This window comes from Oscillatoria nigro-viridis PCC 7112, from assembly GCF_000317475.1.
GTDB lineage: Bacteria > Cyanobacteriota > Cyanobacteriia > Cyanobacteriales > Microcoleaceae > Microcoleus > Microcoleus nigroviridis.
Genome location: NC_019729.1, coordinates 681,233 through 700,319, shown reverse-complemented (window position 1 = coordinate 700,319; position 19,087 = coordinate 681,233). Strand labels below are relative to the sequence as shown.

General features: G+C 44.9%; 18 protein-coding genes. 11 read left to right on the top strand and 7 right to left on the bottom strand.

The genetic code is table 11. The annotated features are described in order from the left end of the window. Positions 1-24 precede the first annotated feature (24 nt). A complete protein-coding gene (locus tag OSC7112_RS03130; RefSeq protein ID WP_041622883.1) occupies positions 25-1,269 on the bottom strand; it encodes an RNA-guided endonuclease InsQ/TnpB family protein in 1,245 nt (414 codons plus the stop codon). Between the two features lie 29 nt (positions 1,270-1,298). Between OSC7112_RS03130 and OSC7112_RS37745 the strand changes: the two genes are divergently transcribed. After that, the gene (locus OSC7112_RS37745) at positions 1,299-1,445 is read left to right on the top strand and encodes a CopG domain-containing protein DNA-binding domain-containing protein (protein ID WP_015174531.1); all 147 of its coding nucleotides are present in this window, start codon (positions 1,299-1,301) and stop codon (positions 1,443-1,445) included. A gap of 30 nt (positions 1,446-1,475) precedes the next feature. Here the strand turns inward: OSC7112_RS37745 and OSC7112_RS03125 are convergent, their stop codons facing one another. Continuing rightward, the gene (locus tag OSC7112_RS03125; RefSeq protein WP_015174530.1) at positions 1,476-3,263 is read right to left on the bottom strand and encodes a CHASE2 domain-containing protein; all 1,788 of its coding nucleotides are present in this window, start codon (positions 3,261-3,263) and stop codon (positions 1,476-1,478) included. A 335-nt stretch (positions 3,264-3,598) separates the two neighbouring features. Here OSC7112_RS03125 and OSC7112_RS03120 point away from each other — a divergent pair, with 335 nt between their 5' ends. The 5 genes from OSC7112_RS03120 to OSC7112_RS03100 all read left to right on the top strand — a co-directional run bounded on the left by OSC7112_RS03120 (position 3,599) and on the right by OSC7112_RS03100 (position 8,103). After that, positions 3,599-4,339 (top strand): DUF928 domain-containing protein, encoded by a 741-nt coding sequence (locus OSC7112_RS03120; RefSeq protein ID WP_015174529.1) that lies wholly within the window; start codon positions 3,599-3,601, stop codon positions 4,337-4,339. A gap of 141 nt (positions 4,340-4,480) precedes the next feature. After that, complete coding sequence (locus tag OSC7112_RS03115) at positions 4,481-5,215, top strand: DUF928 domain-containing protein (RefSeq protein ID WP_015174528.1); 735 nt, start codon at positions 4,481-4,483, stop codon at positions 5,213-5,215. A 102-nt stretch (positions 5,216-5,317) separates the two neighbouring features. Next, positions 5,318-6,112 carry an HAD family hydrolase gene (locus OSC7112_RS03110; RefSeq protein WP_015174527.1) on the top strand — a complete coding sequence of 265 codons (795 nt, stop codon included), beginning with the start codon at positions 5,318-5,320 and terminating at the stop codon, positions 6,110-6,112. A gap of 410 nt (positions 6,113-6,522) precedes the next feature. After that, positions 6,523-7,740: a DNA double-strand break repair nuclease NurA gene (locus tag OSC7112_RS03105; protein WP_015174526.1), complete on the top strand. Its 1,218-nt coding sequence runs from the start codon at positions 6,523-6,525 to the stop codon at positions 7,738-7,740. A gap of 144 nt (positions 7,741-7,884) precedes the next feature. Then, a complete protein-coding gene (locus tag OSC7112_RS03100) occupies positions 7,885-8,103 on the top strand; it encodes a hypothetical protein (RefSeq protein WP_015174525.1) in 219 nt (72 codons plus the stop codon). 122 nt (positions 8,104-8,225) lie between these two features. Here OSC7112_RS03100 and OSC7112_RS03095 read toward each other — a convergent pair whose 3' ends face one another. Next, entirely contained in the window at positions 8,226-10,277 is a 2,052-nt protein-coding gene (locus OSC7112_RS03095) for an ABC transporter ATP-binding protein (protein WP_015174524.1), read from the bottom strand. A 439-nt stretch (positions 10,278-10,716) separates the two neighbouring features. Here OSC7112_RS03095 and OSC7112_RS03090 point away from each other — a divergent pair, with 439 nt between their 5' ends. Then, positions 10,717-11,241: a GNAT family N-acetyltransferase gene (locus tag OSC7112_RS03090; RefSeq protein WP_015174523.1), complete on the top strand. Its 525-nt coding sequence runs from the start codon at positions 10,717-10,719 to the stop codon at positions 11,239-11,241. Positions 11,242-11,501: 260 nt separating this feature from the next. Here OSC7112_RS03090 and OSC7112_RS03085 read toward each other — a convergent pair whose 3' ends face one another. Then, the gene (locus OSC7112_RS03085) at positions 11,502-12,836 is read right to left on the bottom strand and encodes a tetratricopeptide repeat protein (RefSeq protein ID WP_015174522.1); all 1,335 of its coding nucleotides are present in this window, start codon (positions 12,834-12,836) and stop codon (positions 11,502-11,504) included. Between the two features lie 21 nt (positions 12,837-12,857). Here OSC7112_RS03085 and OSC7112_RS03080 point away from each other — a divergent pair, with 21 nt between their 5' ends. The 4 genes from OSC7112_RS03080 (at position 12,858) to hisC (ending at position 17,070) form a co-directional block, all read left to right on the top strand. Beyond that, complete coding sequence (locus tag OSC7112_RS03080; protein ID WP_015174521.1) at positions 12,858-14,141, top strand: esterase-like activity of phytase family protein; 1,284 nt, start codon at positions 12,858-12,860, stop codon at positions 14,139-14,141. Between the two features lie 243 nt (positions 14,142-14,384). Then, positions 14,385-15,239: an alpha/beta fold hydrolase gene (locus OSC7112_RS03075; RefSeq protein ID WP_015174520.1), complete on the top strand. Its 855-nt coding sequence runs from the start codon at positions 14,385-14,387 to the stop codon at positions 15,237-15,239. After that, positions 15,236-15,949, top strand: coding sequence for a glycerophosphodiester phosphodiesterase (locus OSC7112_RS03070; protein WP_015174519.1), 714 nt, complete (start codon positions 15,236-15,238; stop codon positions 15,947-15,949). The genes OSC7112_RS03075 and OSC7112_RS03070 overlap by 4 nt, the downstream gene beginning before the upstream one ends. A 74-nt stretch (positions 15,950-16,023) precedes the next feature. Further along, a complete protein-coding gene (gene hisC, locus OSC7112_RS03065; protein WP_015174518.1) occupies positions 16,024-17,070 on the top strand; it encodes a histidinol-phosphate transaminase in 1,047 nt (348 codons plus the stop codon). A gap of 89 nt (positions 17,071-17,159) precedes the next feature. On the opposite strand, the gene OSC7112_RS03060 is transcribed toward hisC, so the two are convergent. From OSC7112_RS03060 to OSC7112_RS03050, 3 genes are all read right to left on the bottom strand, one after another. Continuing rightward, positions 17,160-17,627: a type II toxin-antitoxin system VapC family toxin gene (locus OSC7112_RS03060; RefSeq protein WP_015174517.1), complete on the bottom strand. Its 468-nt coding sequence runs from the start codon at positions 17,625-17,627 to the stop codon at positions 17,160-17,162. Then, positions 17,621-17,917, bottom strand: a complete 297-nt coding sequence (locus OSC7112_RS03055) for an antitoxin family protein (RefSeq protein ID WP_015174516.1) — start codon at positions 17,915-17,917, stop codon at positions 17,621-17,623. The genes OSC7112_RS03060 and OSC7112_RS03055 overlap by 7 nt, the downstream gene beginning before the upstream one ends. A 251-nt stretch (positions 17,918-18,168) precedes the next feature. Next, positions 18,169-18,969: a class I SAM-dependent methyltransferase gene (locus tag OSC7112_RS03050; RefSeq protein WP_015174515.1), complete on the bottom strand. Its 801-nt coding sequence runs from the start codon at positions 18,967-18,969 to the stop codon at positions 18,169-18,171. Positions 18,970-19,087 lie beyond the last annotated feature (118 nt).

Genomic DNA, 19,087 nt, shown 5'->3' with positions numbered 1-19,087 from the left:
GCAGTCGAGTTGTCTTTGACATCCTCACCGACTATCAGGTGCAGTGATTCCCGACAGGTCAAACAAACTGAGTTGAATGAACTCCGGGCGGGTTGACGCTTCAACGGATGCCGCTAACTTTGCGCTAGTCTTACGCTTCCTCTGCAATCCGTTTTGAGTCTCCGAATGCCCTCCGGCGACTTTAATATTTACCGCTGCATTGATATCGCGGTCGTGGCTCGATCCGCAGAATAGACAAGTCCACTGACGAATAGATAGCTCCTTCTTGCCACCAATCTCGTTACAACACGAGCAACGCTGGCTGGTAGGTTCCCATCTACTAATGATGCGAAATTCACGCCCATACTTTTGGGCTTTTCCTTCTAGAAATGTTCTGAACAGTCGCCACCCTAAATCGCTGATTGCACGGGATAACTTACGGTTCTTGACCATGCCTGCGACATTTAAATCTTCCAGAATTACCGCTTGGTTTTCGCGGATTAATCTGGTTGATAACTTATGCAGAAAGTCTGTTCTTGTATCCTTAAGCTTGGCGTACAGTCTGGCTCTCCGTCGCTGTGCCTTCTCGTACCGCTTAGAGCCTCGCTGCTTTCTGGCTAGGTTTTTATCTAATCGCCTCACACGCTGAATACGCTTTTTCAGTGGCAGGAGTGCATCTACTTTTTCACCAGTGCTTAATGTGGCAAAGGTGGCTATGCCCAAATCAACGCCCACGCTGTTTTCGGTAGGTGGTAAAGTTTCTGGCCCAATCTCCACGACGAAGCTGACAAAATAGCGGTGGGCTGCGTCTCTAATCACTGTTACCGAGCTAAGCTCAGACGGGAGAGGACGCGACCAGACTACATCTAAGTTGCCTATCTTGGCAATATAGAGAGAATCATTTTGCAGCTTGAAACCAAAGGTAGTAAACCGTGCAGACTGTGCAGCCCGACGCTTCTTAAACCGTGGTGGCTTAACAGCTTTTCCCTTACGCTCTCCCTTACATGATTTAAAGAAGTTTTGGTACGCCTGTTCTAAATCATTGAGCGATTGTTGCAGAGGTACGTTAGAAACCTCCGTTAACCATTCTCTTTCTGCTACCTTTTTGGCTTGGGTTATAAATTGCTTCTGTAATGCAGCATTGCTCGGTTTCTTACCTGCTTCCCGATATTCAGCATTCCAGTGAGCCAGTGCATCATTCCACACCACACGCACACACCCGAACAGTTTAGCGAGTGCCAACTGCTGCGAGGGTGTGGGGTAGACGCGAAAACGATAACGTGCTTTCATCATAGTATAGTATCCTATTACGGACGCGAATGGCAAGACAAAACACTTTTAAAGTAAGGCTTACAGATGAGGAACTAGGCTGGCTCCAAGCTTATGCCGAGAGCAAACAAATAACTACCGCTGAAGTAGTGAGACAATATATCCAAAAACTCAAACCAAAAGAAAAGTCGCCCTGAAGTGCGAGGCTTGTATCCCATTATTTCCGGTCATTCTTCCTTACCCCCCAAATCCTCCTTATCTGTTAAACTATCACTTTTTTCATCTTTTATAATCTTTTGGGCGCCCCTGCGCTGCCGCATCTGTTTGGCTTTGGTTTGCAAATCGCTGAACTCGTCATCATGTTTAGTTTCGGCTGAACTAGCACCGCTGCCCGCATCGGACGCGACCGTTTTTGAGCCGCTTTCCGATTCAGTCGCGGCGGCACGCTGCTTTTGCTGTTTGGCTTTTTCCTGCAACTGAGCTAGGTATTCGTCTGTCTGACTTTCGACCTTGGGAAGCTCTGGGGTACTTGCAGTTATTTCTTGGGGTTCGGAAGGTGCTTTTTCAGAGGTTTCTTGTTTGCTAATCCTCAGTTTATCTTTCTTTTGCTGCAATTCTTTAAAGAAAGCAGATTCTGTGATTTCTGCGACTTGCTGTTCTTTTTTGGCTTGGTCTATTTCGATTTTGAAGACTTGTTTTACTCGATCGCTAATTGCTTTCCCGTATCCGGCTTTATTAAATCTCTCTGCTGAGACAATGCTTCCGCCAGTTAAGATTAATGCTAAGGCTGGCGCTGCCACAGGCACCCACCCTCCCAACAGAAAAATCCCAAAGCCGATCGCGCAGCACCCAGACAGCAGTGCTGCGAATGTCACTGTCAACTTCGCTGGGTGAGCCATCCGCGATGCCAAGGTTCCTCCCACAATTGACCATCCCGAAATCCACAAGATTTCTGCCCATTCCGGCCAAAACCAAAACATCGGTCTGTTGTCTAAAACTGCACTCAGAATTTGGCTGACTACTTGTGCGTGTGCCACGATCCCCGGCATGAATTGGTTTTTTTGCTGTCGCCCACTGTAAGGAGTATAAAATAAATCTTTAACGGTTTCTGTGGTATAACCGATGAGAACTATTTTATCTTTAACTAAATTCGGGTCAACTTTCCCTTCTAAAACATCCGTAATCCTGACTTGGTTTGCCACCTGCAGCCTCGAACGATAGTTAATTAGTATTTGGTATCCTCTGGCATCGGCATTTCTGTATCCACCGTCATTGCTTGCTAGTTGTTTTAATTGGGTTTTTCCCAGCCATAAAGATTGATCGGGTGCAAGTTTGGGAGAGATTTTTTGCCCTTGCAGGTAGCGGAGTGCTAGCTGGAGGTTGAATGAAAATAAAACTTGAGAACTGTCATTGCAAAGATGTTTTTGGACTGAGGAATTGCCTTCAATTGTTGGCGGTTTCATAAATAATAAAGCCCTGCGGAGTATGCCGCCCGGATCGACTCCGAAATCTGCAAATCCTACCCGGTTTGTTGGCATTCCCGGCGGCGGCGGAGAACCGGGATTGTCCGGGCTTCCGTCGGTAACTAAACATACTCCAATAATTCGATCGTTTTTTTGTAAAACTTTAGTTAATTCCTGGCGGCCGTCTCCTAAAGGTACGTCTCGCAGTACATCTAAACCGATGACTGCCGGCTGCATTTGGTCGAGTTTTTGTAAGATTTCAGCTATTTTGCGATCGGATATCGGCCACTGTTTCAGTTTCTGAATGTCTGCTTCGGTAATCCCCACCAGTAGCAAACGCGAGTCTGGCTGTTCCTCGGGACGCCACCTCACCATTTGGTCGTAAGCGCTTAATTCTACTGGTTCGAGTATTCCTAACTGTCGGGCCCCCATCAAGGATAATGTTACTGCCGCGCTGGCAATTAATACAGACTGAGCCAATGCTCGTGATGGTTTATACATTTGACTCAATTGAGCCGCTGCCGATCGAATTTTGTTAGATATTTTACTCATTATCCCAGCATAAAAGTTTGACTCGTTTCTGGAACAGCAGTTGTTTCATCTTTGCCGCCTGCTGGAGACTTCCTCCATCTTAGAACACTCGGAAACTCCGACCGCTTTGTTACAAAAATTTACAGTACGTGGCGAGCAACTGTATCCAATGATACTTGCGACCTAGGCAAGCTGATTTTTAGACAGAGAATCCACTTGCCGCTCGAATTAATTAATGTTATTGATGATATGTCAAGGTTTAAATAGTGTATCTGCGCCCTCGACTAGCAGCTCAAAAATATTTGTCGCCATCAGCGAATGCCTGTGTTTGCAATTATAGTGAAAGGTACAACAAAATGAAACGTTTTCTACATGGGGCTACACTTGCGGTCGCCGTATCTGCGATCGCAGCTACCGTACCCAGTTCACTTGCACCGATGCGCGCACAATCCCAGCCGCTTCTGCTGAGTCAAAATTTGAATTTCAAGCCTCCCGATGTAACAGCCCCCGCCAACCGACAAGGAGGGACACATCGCGGCAACAAGCTTTGTCCGGCGGGTTTATCTATTACTCCTTTAGTACCTCCAACTAATATCGGTTTAACCCTAACAGAGTCTCCCACAATTTTTGTCTATGTTCCTCAAACCTCAGCAAAAATAGAGTTTACTGTACTCAACGACAAAGAAGAGGAAGTGGTCTACGAAAAAACATTTAAACTTGACAAATCTGGGATTGTTGGAGTTACCATTCCTGCTACCGTGGACAACAACAAATCCCTTGAAGTTGGTAAGCGATACGTGTGGTCATTTTCGCTAGTTTGCGACCCCGAAGACCGAGCGGCGGATTTAGTTGTTAAAGGGTTCGTGCAGCGAATTGAACCGCAGGCAACTCTCAAGAGCGATTTGGCAAATCCCGACCCGATGACTAGGCTCAACGTTTATGCTCAAAATGGGATTTGGTACGAAACTCTCGCTACTTTAGCCCAAATGCGGCGCCAGACACCGGGGGATGTGAAGCTGACAGCCAAGTGGACGCAATTGTTGCAGTCCCAAGGACTCGAATCAGTTGCAGCTCAACCGCTGGTTGCGCCTCTTTAAATCTCGATATTTCTTGAAGTTTGGTCGGTATGCCGATGGCGATGTGAAAATTGACCCATTTACTCGATCGCGCCCGGGGCTAAAACTCCGGGTTAACAGAAGAGATGCGTTCTATAAATATTTCTACAAGTTGGTGGAAAAATGAAACGTTTTATACATTTTACGGCACTGGCGATGACTGTATTGGCGATCGCCCTTACTCTCCCCAGTTTGCTGACACCGATGCAGGCTGTGCCTGCACCCATTCTCCTGAGTCAGAATGTTAATTTCAAACCTCCCGATGTAACAGCCCCCGACAACCGGCAAGGGGGGACGCATCGAGGCTGTAAGTTACGGGATGGTTTATTCATTACTCCCTTAATACCTGAAAGCAATATTGGCTTAACGGTCACAGAGTCGCCAACATTTTTTGTATATGTTTCTCAACCGGCGGCTCAAGTAGAGTTTATTTTGCTAAACGCAGATGAATCCGAAGTAGTCTACGAAACTACTTTAAAAAATGACAAAGCCGGAATTGTTGGAGTTAGCCTTTCTGAGAAACGCAAGACACAAAATATTCAGGTTGGTAAGCGATATGTGTGGTCGTTTGCACTAGCCTGCGATCCTCTGGAGCGTTCTGGGGATTATATTGTTAAAGGATGGATGCAGCGAATTGAACCCCAGGCAAATCTCAAGCAGGATTTGGCAAATCCCGACCCTATGGCTAAGGTGATTGCTTATGCTAAAAATGGGATTTGGTACGAGACTCTTGCGACTCTAGCCGAAATGCGGCGCCTCGCACCCGATGATTCGCGGCTGACGACCGAGTGGACGCAATTGTTGCAGTCCCAAGGACTAGAATCGATTGCCGATCAACCGCTAGTTCAGTCTTTTTAATAACCACTCTTCACCAATCACTGCTGAGTGTTTGCACAGTCAATTCTCAAATTCTTCAATTCTTAAATCCAAAATCCAAAATCCAAAATCTAAAATCGATTGATGGCTAATAACTTTCCGACAATTCTAGCTCTTGATTTTGACGGTGTGATTTGTGACGGACTAATCGAATATTTCCAAACAGCTTGGCGTACCTACTGTCAAATCTGGAAACCAGTCGAAACAGTGCCAGATCCAGATTTAGCTTTGAGTTTTTACCGAGTGCGGCCCGCCATCGAAACCGGTTGGGAAATGCCGCTGCTGATCCGCGCACTGCTGACAGGAATTTCCCCAGAGCAAATTTTGCTAGACTGGCCCAATATAGTACCGTATTTGTTGACCGAAAATAATTTAAAAGCGCAGTCTGTCGGCGCTATGTTAGACGGATTGCGCGATAATTGGATTGCTGAGGATTTATCTGGGTGGCTGTCTTTGCACCGCTTTTATCCAGGGGTTGCCGATCGGTTGCACTCGTTGCAGGAGAGTTCGGTGAAAGTGGCGATCGTCACTACAAAGGAAGGCCGTTTTGTGCGGGAACTTTTGCAGCTAGCAGGCGTAGAAATGCCGTCGGAGTTGATTTTCGGTAAGGAATACAACAAGCCTAAGCACCAAATTTTGCGGGAATTTTTGGCTGCGTCTGGCAAAGATTCGACTATTTGGTTTGTGGAAGATCGGTTAAAAACTTTGCTGTCGGTGAAGCAGCAGCCGGATTTATCTCAGGTGAGGTTATTTTTGGCTGATTGGGGTTACAATACTCTGGCAGAACGGGAATCTGTGGCTCAAAATCCACCAGTTCAATTGCTTTCTCTGTCGCAGTTTGCCGGAGATTTTGCCGATTGGCTGCCGATCGACTGTTGATGTTAGATTTGTTGACAGGTGGGATTTTTTTTCGCTTTTCAGAGTCAAAAAAAACAACAAAAATTTACATCTTTTTTGTTGACTTTTGCGGCGCAGACATGGTATTTTAATATAATGGGATGGTTGCAAAAATAATATTTTTGCAACCATCCCATTATAAAACAAATATAACAGAAATCCCTCCAAAAAGCAAGGCTATCGACAAAAAAAATGTTTTTTTTTATAGACTATTGCAGGTACTCTTGACCTCACAAACCGGGTTTTTTTACTGTTTCTGTGGGCGGGCACGAAGTATTTTAACTTATCAAACCGCGTGTATGACAAAAAACCAAGCTTCGGCACCCAAAGTTTGAAAAGTGTTTTGATAATTTCTCAGCTTGAAAGCTTTCTAATATTGAGACTTAAAACCCATGCTGGATTTAACTAAAGCAGCCAAGGCAATGCAGGGAATGAGCCAACATTTGAATGTGGAAGCTCACGCGGCTCGCCAGCGTTTGGAAGTGGCTCAGAATTTGCTGGTAAAGGCTGCTGCGGAACAGGAAAAATTGGTGGAATTGCAAGAGAATTGGCGCGATCGCACTTTATTCAATGCTGCCACGCCGATCGAGCCATTATCCGATCGCACCTACATCACCGCACCCCCCGCAGCCCACACAGTCTTTGCCACAGACGGCTCGCAAATTTCCCCCAACCATCACGAAATAGCCTACTGCTACCTGCTAAACGTCGGCACAGTCATGCTGCACTACGGACAAAGCCGCCACCCAGTTTTAGACAGCGTACCCGAGGTTTTCTACAAACCCGAAGACTTGTACGGTTCGCGGCAGTGGGGAATTAGAACCGAAGAATGGATGGGATACCGGCGAGCAGTTTCCGAAGCAATTGCCTTAGCAGAAATGGGCTGCAATTGGGCAAAAGTTAACGACAATAAATTGCCCGCGCCAGCTTTAGCAATGGTAGACGGTTCCCTGATTTATTGGTTTTTGGAACAGTTACCCACCGAAGCGCGCGATCGAATTTTGCTGCCAATTTTAGAAGCTTGGGACAAGTTGCGTTTAGCAGGAATTCCCCTCTTAGGATACTTAAGCGCTTCTCGCAGCAGCGAAAGCTTATCTTTTTTACGGTTTGAAGCTTGCACCCACGAAGTACCAGACTGCATGACAAACTGCCCGAACGTCGGATTTTCAGCCACCATTTCTTTCGACGAAAAAGCACCTTGTCAAGAATTTGAACCTTTGCGCGATGCCATCTTGTGGGCAACAATCCTGTCACCGGGACAAAGAAGCCCTTTGTGGAAATCCCGAGCTCGAATTTTAGATTTGTACGGTCTTAATTCCGTCTATTTCTGTTACGTTCACGTTGGCACAGAAATTGCTAGAATAGAAGTGCCGGAATGGGTAGCACAAGATACAGCACAGCTAGATTTAGCATTGGGAATGATGCTCGCTCAGGTACACAAAGGCGGCGGGTATCCGGTGACGCTAGCAGAAGCTCACAATCAAGCGGTAGTCACGGGGGGCGATCGAAGTCGCTTTTTCGCTTTGTTAGAGCAGCAAATGATTAAAGCAGGCTTAAAAAATGTCGGAATTTCTTATAAGGAAACACGGAAGCGCGGCAGTATTGCTTAAAGTAATAAGTAGAGTAGTCGTTGACGCAGAAACCCGGTTTTTACAGAAATGCTGCTTTTGAGTCGGTAACATAGATAAAAAACCCGGTTTCTATGGTATTGATACGTAATTTATGTAGACTTTAAATAGAGTTAAAAATGTTATATGCCAATAGAACTAATTATCTTAATTGCTGCGTTACTTGTATCTTGGCTAGTGTTTAATTGGGCGTTTAAAGTGTTGAAAGCCAGCATCGGGACAGCGATTGGTTTAGCAGCAATTGTGCTGACGATGCAGTTATTGTTTGGCATCGGCCCCAACCAGCTTTTCCAACACATAATTCACCTGCCGGACACCCTGGGGAAAATGATTTCTGGCAAGTGATCCGATTTTAGATTTTTGATTTTATATTTTACATTTTAGATTTTAGATTTTTTTAGATACCCGAGTTGTTGAATAAGTCGGGTATCTGGGTATTCCGGTAATTTTTCCTCTTCGTTCAGATATTAACTTCCCAGCATTTGCAACTTGTACAAACTGGCATACAACCCTTCTTGCTGCAACAATTCTTCGTGGCTGCCAGACTCTACTAACTGCCCGCGCTTGAGCACTAAAATGCGATCGACATTTCGGATAGTCGAGAGCCTGTGGGCAATAATTATCGCCGTTCTGTCCGCCATCAAACGCTCTAAAGCTTCTTGAATTAAAGCTTCCGTCCCCACATCCAAACTAGCAGTTGCCTCGTCTAGAACTAAAATACTGGGATTGCGAATAGCGGCGCGAGCAAACGCTAATAATTGCTTTTGTCCCCCCGAAAGATTGGTTCCCCGTTCCCGCAATTGCGTGTCATAACCTTGAGGCAACTGTTCGATTAAACGCGCAACATTTGTCTTTTCTGCTGCTGCTTGAATTTCCTCAATCGAGTAACTTTCTCCCAGGCTGATATTGCTCTTCACGTCACCAGCAAATAGAAAGCCATCTTGGATAATCACGCCTATGTGCCTGCGTAACTCTGCTTGAGGCAAATCCCGAATATCCACATGATTGACCAGAATCCGTCCTCGGCTAGGTTCGTAAAGACGGCACAGGAGACGGATAATCGAACTTTTGCCCGCACCCGTGGGGCCAACTAATGCTACTTTTTCGCCGGATTTGATGGTGAAATTGAGGTTTTGCAGAACATATTCGTCTTGTTTGTAAGCAAACCACACGTTGTCAAATTGGATTTCTCCCGATTCAGAATTCTGCGATTTGGCATTTTCTCCCCCCCTTAGCAAGGTGGGGTTGGCGGGGGGCGATTGGGGATTGTTAGGCAATAAACGATATTCTGAACTTGCTGGATTTTGATGGTTATCTGCCAATTCTCGATCGAACGGAGACAAGTTGTAAGCCGTGGCCTCTGGATGTCCAGTTATCAACAACGGTGAATAACCTGCCCTTCTTCCTTCTTCCCTTTTCCCTCTTCCCTCTTCCTTCTTCCCTCTTCCTTCTTCCTTCTTCCCGCTAGTTGGATCTTTAATTTCGATCGGTTCGTTGAGAATATCGCTAATCCGTTCGACGGCAGTAAATCCGGCTTGAATTGCAGTGAATTTCTCAGCAAATTGCCGCAGCGGATCGAAGAGACGCTGAGCAAATAAAATGAATGCCGAGAGAGTACCGAAGTTAAGATTACCGGCTAAAACCCTTTGACCGCCCATCCACAAAACCCCTGCGATTGCCACTAAAGCAATCCATTCTAAAGTCGCAGATACGGCTGAGTCATAAAAGATAGTTGTGTCAACGGCTTTAATGTACCGTTTATTGGTGACGCGAAACAATTCTGAGTTGAATCTTTCGCGGCGGAATAGCTGCACTACGCCAATACCAGTCAAGTTTTCTTGCAGTTGTGAGTTAAGGTCTGAAAGTTCTTCTCTTGTAGTGTAATTTGCTATGCGATATTGGTTCTGGAAATAAACTATGACTGCGGTAATTGGTATCATCATCAGCACCAACATTAAAGCTAGTTGCCACTGCATGGTAAACATGAAAATGGCAATTACTAAAATAGAAAATAAATCGCTGACAATGCCGATCGCCCCTGAAGAGAAAACCTCTCCCAAAGCTTCCACATCGCTGGTGAGGCGAGTCATCAGTTTACCGACAGGAGTGCGATCGAAAAATCTCACTGCTAGCGATGTGACGTGGGCGAACAAATCATTTCTAATATCTGTAGTAATTATTTGCCCTACTTTGGTGACTAAATAGCCTTGAACTGATTGCAATGCCAATCTAAGTGTTATAGTTAGCATGAGCAAAATAGCCAAAATATTCAATGCAGCAGATAAAGGCAATCCCCGCAAGAATTCGTAGGTAGGTTCCGAGCGAATTACCGAAATTGCCTGTCCGATGAGAATGGGTTGAATTGCTCCTGAGACTGCTAGCGGTACTAATAGTGCGATCGAAATAATCAACAAGCGTTTGCTGCGGGTTGCGTAAGATGCCAACCTCAGAAATAACCGCCAGTCTGTTTCCTGGCCGGATTTGTTTTTGGTGTCTGCTACTGGTGAGGAAGTTGTCATCCGATTTTAGATTTTAGATTTTAGATTGCAGAAGCTGTTATGCTACTAAATTTGGGGGCTTTTGCTGAGGATATCGAGCTTGTTTTTCGCTGCGCGGCTTGTAGGGCGGGCGGGCGATCGCAGTTAGCTCAGCTTTGAGCAAAAAAGCTGTACAATATATCCAACTTACAATTGTAGCAAATAGAGTCAGTTAAATTAGGAAACCTTCTACAGCTCCAGCAAATTATCGCTCCCGACAGCACTCAGTCGCCCATATTTATTACAACAGCGGATACCCGCTACTTGCCACTTTATGCCTTTAGAGATAGAGTTCGCCACTGGTTTTATTTGCTGGATCAAATGCTGGATTTTCAAAATGCCGTTCACTGCATTGAAGAAATTGATTCTACATTTCACCGTCGTCCCCAGGAAAGTGTATTAGACTTTTTGCTGATAAATTATGCACGAAATAGAGACAGCCCGATTGTATCTGAGGCAATTTACGCCAGACGACTTAGATGACCTGTACCGCATCTACAGCGATCCGGAAATAATGAAATACCTCACAGGAGTTAGAACTAGAGAAGCAACAGAAATCGCCATTCATAATATGCTCCAACGTTGGGAACAAAATAACTTCGGAATGTGGGCTTTAGTACATAAAAGAGACCGTAAAATGATCGGCCGCTGCGGACTTGCTTGTCTCGACCAAACACCGGAAGTTGAGCTTGGCTATGCGATCGACAAAGTTTACTGGAATCAAGGATTAGTCACAGAAGCATCTTTTGCTAGTCTAAACTATGGATTTGAAATATTACAGCTTGAAAGAATAGTTGCGATCGCCCGTCCAGAAAATATCGCCTCCCAGCGGGTGATACAGAAAGTTGGCATGAAATATGAAAAAAATGCTCGTTATTACGAAACTGATGTACTATATTACTCTATCTCGCGAGAAACCTACGAGTCATTCGATTTTAGATTTTAGATTTTGGATTTTAGATTTACCCGACGGATAAATTCGGGGGCTTGAGAATTTTAGATTTTAGATTTTGGATTTTAGATTTACCCGACGGATAAATTCGGGGGCTTGAGAATTTTAGATTTTGGATTGATTCCACCCATAAATCCGGGGGCTTGTACCATGAAGAAATTCTCGATCAAAAGTAGTTTTGTAGGGTGTGCGTTGCACACCTTACTGCGTTTAAATTACTCACATTGCAATTTGTCATTATTGCCTGCTGACAACTACGAAGTCCTTTGCAATTGCTTGTTAACTTTTTGAATTTTCTTAGCAAAATACTCTTGTCTGTGTCCCAATTTTTTAGCCACGTCCAACCCTTTTTGATAGGATTCCAAAGCTTTATCGTAAGCCTTCATCTCCTGATAAACTTGACCGAGATTGTCGTAAGCACTCATCAATCCGTAGAAATTGTAAGCCCGCTCTTCTAACAGCAACTGCATTTGATAAATCCGCAAAGTCGGCTCCCACTGCTTTTGCGCTCGGTAAAGCAATGCTAATTTATCCAAAGCTTCGCTAGCCTGAGCATACTGTTGAATGGGGACGGCTAAATTGTAGGCTTCCTGATAGTATTGAGCTGCTAAATTGATTTGACCTATGGTTTGGTAATCACTGGCGATCGCAATTTTGAGCGGTGGTATAGCGCTCGGATTTTGCAGGTTCAAATACACTGATGCTAGTTTTTCCCTGGCTGCGATCGCCTTTAGGGGTTGTTTCGACTGCTGGTAAACGTAGGCCAACTGTCTCAGAGTCTCTACCTCAGTTGGAGGAGTTACAGGCTGCGGCGGCGCACCGTTTCCCGCAACAACAGCAGAATTTTGCACAGCAGAATTAGCAGCAAATAAAGCGCGGTTTTCCTGAATTAAAGTAGCCAATTCCTCATACACCGGAGCAGCTTTATCGTAACTCAACCAATTGATGTGAATAAGCCCGATCGCCTTCAAAATCTGACCTTGAGCCAATATATCTTGGTTTTGGCGCGCATTTTCGAGAATTTCTTGGTAAACTTCTACAGTCGGGCCTTTAGCGCGCACCTGCTGAAAAGCCGCAGCGAAAGCGGGGAGCAACTCAGTATTAAGTGGTACTTGGGATTTGACTTGTTTTTGAATTGCTTGCAACCGTTTAGTAATAAGCTGTAATTCGAGGTTTTTACCGTTACTCCAAGCAACACTTCCCACCCGACTCAAAGCAGCAATTTCCGCCGCCGGGCCCAGATACCTCCGCAGGCGCAATTCTCGGAACCAAATTTCAAAAGCACCAGCCCCATCTCCAGCTTCCAATTTAGCCAATGCTTCTAAGTTTAACTCTTCCAAAGCCGCTGTCAGTTCGTCCCGCTGAGTGCTGCTCAAAGATTCGTTAGCGGGAGCTAGGGGATCGGGTGTGGTAATTTCTAGAGGATTAGGAGAAAATTGATCGAGGCCTGGTGGATTAGTTTGGGCGCTAGCAATAGAACCAGCACACAGCCACAAAAAAAGCAAGCACCCAATTGGCACAGAACTTCTCATTCTCAAAATTTGGTTGCCGCGATTCGGCATTCCTTCTCGAAACATCAAATTTTGCATATCTACAAAACGGTATAAATTATGTTACAAAGATGGCACAAAAGCAAACAGTTCAACAAGAGCAGCAAAATAAATGTCACCGCACTGAGCAATTCTTGGCATTTGAAGACGCTGGGCGATCCTCTTCGAGGGCTTCGCCAACGTATTTTACGCTTATTCAGTCTAGCCCTAATTCTGTTAACTGTTTGCACGGCTTGCGCCCCCCCTCCCGCAGTTGCTAGAGACCGCTCTTTTCCAGAAATGTCCCTAGAATTTTTGGGCGAGTACCAATTGCCAAAAATGAATTTTGAAGGAGTACCAGTCGGCGGTTTGTCAGGAATTACCTACGACCCCAAAGGTATTAGTGCAGCCACTTCCAAAGCTTATCGCTTTTACGCTCTTTCCGACGACCCCAGCGAAAACGGAGAAGCGAGATTTTACAGTCTGCGACTAGACCTCACATCAAGCGACCCAGCAAATATTCGCCTGAAAAAAGTTACCGTTGAAGGCGTTACATCCCTCAAACAAGCAGACGGTGAAACCTTCTCTTGGGGTTCCATCAATCCCGAAGGCATCGCCCTTTCTCCCCGCAACTCAGTATTTGTCGCCAGCGAAGGCGTTACTCATGTTGGCATCCCTCCTTTTATCGGAGAATTTGACCTCAAAACAGGGCAAATGCGGGGAAATTTGCCGATTCCAAAGCGCTATATTCCCGATACCAGCGATGAAAAACAGCAGCAAGGAGTGGTGGACAATTTAGGTTTTGAATCTTTAACCATCGACCCAGAAACCTTTAGTCCGGGCGGTCTAGATCCGTTTCGTTTGTTCGCAGCTACGGAAGCGCCGTTAATGCAAGATTTAGACCCCGAACAGGCAAGCAAACTCCGTGTTTTACATTATATCATCGTCGATAAAAAGCCGCAATTAGTTTCAGAAAATCTTTACAAGCTCGACCAAGTTCCCCTGACTATTTTGAACGGTTTAACAGAATTAGTCACTGTCGGCGGCGGTCAGATTCTGAGTTTAGAACGTTCTTTTGGGCTGTCGGGATACAGCGCTAGGATTTATCAAGTAGCGTTTGGGGCGGCTACAGACACTTCTAGAATTCAGAGTTTTAAAGGGCAATTACCAACGGTCGAACCTGTTAAGAAAAAGTTGCTGCTAGACTTGAGCGAACTCGGAATTCCGCTGTACAATTTAGAGGGGATGACCCTCGGCCCGCGCTTGCCAGATGGCAGCCAGAGTCTAGTTTTGGTCAGCGATGACAATTTTGATGAAGCGCAGAAAACTCAGTTTATCTTGTTGAGTTTGAAGGGCAAAGGTTAAGTCAGAAGGGCGGGCTAGAAGCCCACCCACAAGAAGATTTATTCTTTGTGAAAAATGCCGGAAAGCCTGTTGAGGAAAACCGTACAATAAAATTCACTCTTTGTGGAACAGGCCGGAAAGCCTGTTTATAAAAAAGTTAAATCACATTTATCCACCTAGAAAACACCCTCTTTGTGGAACAGGCCGGAAAGCGTGTTCATAAAAAACTTAAACACATTTATCCACCTAGAAAACACCCTAATCATGCCAACTCGCAAGACTTTGCAATTACCAGACATCGAACTTTCTTACCTAGAATGGCAGCCAGAAACAGGCAAAGAAAAAGTTCCGCGTTTACTGCTGCTGCACGGTTTAGCAGATAGTGCGTGTGTCTGGACTAGCTTCGGCAATTACTTGTCCAACCGCTATCATATTGTAGCGCCAGATATGCGCGGTCACGGAGAGAGTAGCAAACCGAAAACAGGCTATACTTTTAAAAGTGCGATCGCCGATTTAGAAGCTTTGATGGCACATCTCAACTGGCCTGACGCCCACATTTTAGGGCATTCTTGGACGGGAAAACTAGCACCGATTTGGGCGAGGCAAAATCCCGATCGCTTTTGCAGTATGATTTTAGTAGACCCCATCTTTATCACCAAACTGCCCGCCGCGCTTAAACTCACCCTGCCAATTGTTTACCGAAGATTAGACTGTCTCAAATGTGTGGGCCCGTTTGCGACTTTATCCCAAGCAGAAGCAGCAGCAAAACAATCGGGAGAATACGCAGATTGGAGTGACGTGCAACAAATGGTATTCCAACGCCAAATCGAACAAAAATCAGACGGAAGTTGGGGCAGTAAATTTGCGATTGCAGCCAGAAATCAGATATTTGCAGAAGTGATGAAAGTAGCCGGTTTAACTGAAAATATTGAGATCCAGACTTTGTTTGTACAGCCGGAAAAAGGCGTAAATCGCATGGATTGGCAAATGCAGCCATACAAGAGATACTTGAAAAATCTTACCGTTGCAAAAGTACCGGGGAATCACTGGTGTTTTTTGACTCAACCGGAAACTTTTAATCAAACTGTGGCAGATTTTTTAGAGGGTACAAGACAGTGAATGTAGAAATTATCGCACATCGGGGATTTTCGGCGATCGCCCCCGAGAATACTTTAGCAGCTTTTGAACTGGCGATCGCCCGCGGCGCTCATTCGATCGAATTTGACATCCAGCTATCCGCCGACAACGTACCAGTGATTTTTCACGACGCCACATTAGATAGAATCACTGGAGTTTCTGGCAAAGTTAGGGAAACAACCCTGTCTGAATTGCAGACACTTAATGCGGGAAAATGGTTTAGCGATGAATTTTCACAACAAAAAATTCCTACTTTAAAAGAATCATTAGCTATCCTCAAAAATGTTGGCAAATTTCTTTACTTTGATGTCAAGCCTCACTGCGAGTGGTCTGATGCAGATGTGGCGGATTTTGTCAACACTTTGAAGGGCGAAAAAATCCAGCATAAATGCGTTATTACTTCCTTTAACGATGGATTTCTGGAACAAGTGCGGCGGCTATCTGGCGATTTGGCGATCGGACACATTGTTGCTAATCTAGAAGCATACAAAACTCAATTTGCTCAAGCGGTGGCGCATGGGGATAATTTGATTAGCAGTCAGTATCGCGTGTTGCTGGAAAACCCCGCACTAATTCAAGAAAGCCGGAGTCAGGGAGTTGACATTGTGGCCTGGACTGTGGACGATCGAGCAGATATGCAAAAGTTACTTGATTTGGGTATAAGGCGGATAGTCACTAATTGTTTGATATAATTTGTTTAACTTGATATCTTGCACCATTATCAAGAACGGGCTCTCCGGCCCGTTCCACAAAACTCAATTAATAGATGAATTACTTTCGCAAAACCATCCACCAAATGTCTGGCTACGTGCCGGGGGAACAGCCACCGCTAGGCACAAAAATTATTAAACTAAATTCTAATGAAAATCCCTATCCGCCTTCTCCAACAGCCTTAAAAGTGCTTCAGGAAATAGACGGAGAAATGCTGCGGCGCTATCCAGATCCAACTGGCAAAAGTTTTCGCATTGCTGCTAGTAAAGTGTTAGGAGTACCTGACGATTGGATTGTTGTAGGTAACGGCAGCGACGATTTATTAAACTTGATAGTTCGCGCTGTGGGCGAAGCCGGGAAACCAGTTGTTTGTCCCGCGCCCACCTATGTATTGTACCGCACTTTGGCAGAAATTCAAGAGGCAGATTTTGTCGAAGTTCCTTATCCCGATGACTACAAGTTACCAGTCGATTTGTTAATAGCAGCCCAGGGTGCTGTGACATTTGTAGCCTCGCCCAACAGTCCATCGGGAACAGCCATATCTGTTGCAGATTTGGAGAAACTGGCTAAAGAGTTATCGGGCATTCTTGTCATCGACGAAGCTTATGTAGATTTCGCAGAAAATAATGCTTTGGAATTGACAACAAAGTACAGTAATGTTATAGTATTGAGGACGCTTTCCAAAGGTTATTCCCTAGCAGGATTGAGACTGGGTTTTGGCATAGCAAATCCGGCGCTGCTGGCAGAATTAAATAAAATCAAAGACAGCTATAATGTGGATGCTTTAGCCTATGCAGTGGGGGCGGCTGCGATCGCCGATCGAGACCACAAAACAGCCAACGCCGAAAAGATTAAGGCCTCGCGAGCAAAACTAGCCGTTAGCTTCCAGGAATTAGGCTTTGAAGTTTGGCCATCGCAAACCAACTTTTTGTTAGTTAGGCCTCCAAACGGCGATGCAGAAAGGATTTATCAAACACTCAAAGTACGGGGAATTTTGATTAGATACTTCAACCAGCCGCGATTGGAAGACAAATTGCGGATTAGTGTAGGTACGGAGGAACAGAATCAAATCTTAGTTAAAACTTTGAAAGAAATTCTCTAAATAACGATCGCACTAAAATTAGTTTCTAGTGATGACTTTAGTCCTCTGATTTTTCCGAGGACTTGGATTCCTGACTACACACAGCTTGATTACGGATAATTATTAGGATTATCAATCCTTAACCCTGCCGACTGAGCAATATCCAGCAATCTGTTGTCCGCCGAAACAAAAATTAGTTGAGTTTCTGGTATGGATGTTAAAACAGATTGAACGCGCAAAGCAGCCGCCAATTGCACAGCATCATAAGCCCGCAGTGGATATTGAACAATCAATTCACCCGCCCTTTCAACCAGTGCCAGATCAACTTCGATAACTCTATACCGACTATTGAATTCAGACCGAAACTTTGCAATAAGTGCAGCAACTTCCGCAGCAGTTATACCGCCTTCACGTTGTCTGCGTGCAAAAGCACTAAGAACTTCCACCCAGGTGATGCGGACTACAAGCAGGGAGTTACCAGTCTGGGAATCCGTAAGCGTTTTTATCCAAGGGCTGCCAATTTCAACCACATATCTTTTGATGAGGGCGCTGCTATCCAAAAAATAAATGTTTACCACGGGCCGCGATCCTCGATAATCATTTCTGATAGAGGCTTGCCCGGTTTTGCCCCTAACCTTTTAGCCAATTCATACACCTCTTCATCGGTGACAGCCTCGACGTTATGGGACTCGTTAGGTAGTGGAGTCACCAATCCTCGGTCAACTAAAAACTGGATTGCCAATTCTGCCTGCTTTTTTGGATCATCTGGCCAGAGTTGAATCTGCACAGTTTCCCCATCATTCAATGACAAAGGACTCAAGGGACGAAAAACACCGTTTTCGTAGACAGCAATAATAGTTTCTGGCATAATTAGCCTCTTAATTAAATGCTTTGACTTATTGTACTTCTTTTAGAGTTTTCAGTAGGGTGAGTCAGTTGTGATTATTTTTGCTCCAAACAAACAATCTCGGAACAGACGCACCTGACAACAAATGGTGCGTCAGAATAATACTTTCGGCGCTGATTTAAAATCTCAAAACTGACGCACCCTACCACTGATATCATCAGTCATTCCCGATTCTTTAATCGAAAATCCAAAATCTAAAATCTAAAATCGTCTTACTTCGTTGCCACCACAGCCAAATTCCAAGCCAAGCGCTTCATCAAAGGCAACTTCTTCAAAAACCCATCCAACTCTTCCAACCGAGAGTATTCCGGTTTCAATCTCTCTTGTTCAATGATAATCTTTTTCCAATAACGCTCCTCATTGGGATGCACTTTTTCTATCAAATAAAAGCGCAAAAAAATCCACAGCGCCGTCAGCCAAAACGTATCGTAAGCCGTCTCCGAAAACAAAGACTTGACAAAATTCACAATATTAATATCCAAAGGAGCTTCATCCTCCGTCCGCACCTCAGTAGCCATCCTGCGGTAAACATTAATCACCGGATTGTGCTTCATCGGGTCCCAAAAACAAGCTTTACCCCCAGGCTTTAGTACGCGGTGCATTTCGCGAATTGCCTTGGATGGTTCCGGCAAATGGTGCAGCAAATTAGAAGCGTAAACAATATCAAAACTGTTGTCCGGGAAATCCATAGCCATTGCATTCACCGTGCAGCCGTCTATTTTGACGCCGTTTTTCTCTGCCAATTTCAGAGCAACTTCTACCATGCCCTGAGAATAGTCCGCCGCCACACAATTTGCACCTTTTTTAGCAAAATAAACGCTATTTTCTCCCGCGCCGCAGCCTAAATCTAAGAGGCGTTTGCCTGTAATATCGCCCATTTTATGGACGATAAATCTATTTTCTGGGGCGGTACAAGCTTCAAAGTAATCATTAACTCGAATGCCGTCAATATCGATTGTGGATGCCCAAGCATCGTGGAATTGTCGCTCTTTTTTTAAAGTTTCTTCTTGCATTTTTTAGGGTTTGTTGTTGCTAAAAAAGATTTTAATTTTTAACCGCAGATGAACGCGGATTAACGCAGACTTATTTAGATATATCTGCTGTTATGTGCGTTCGTCTGCGGTTTGTTTC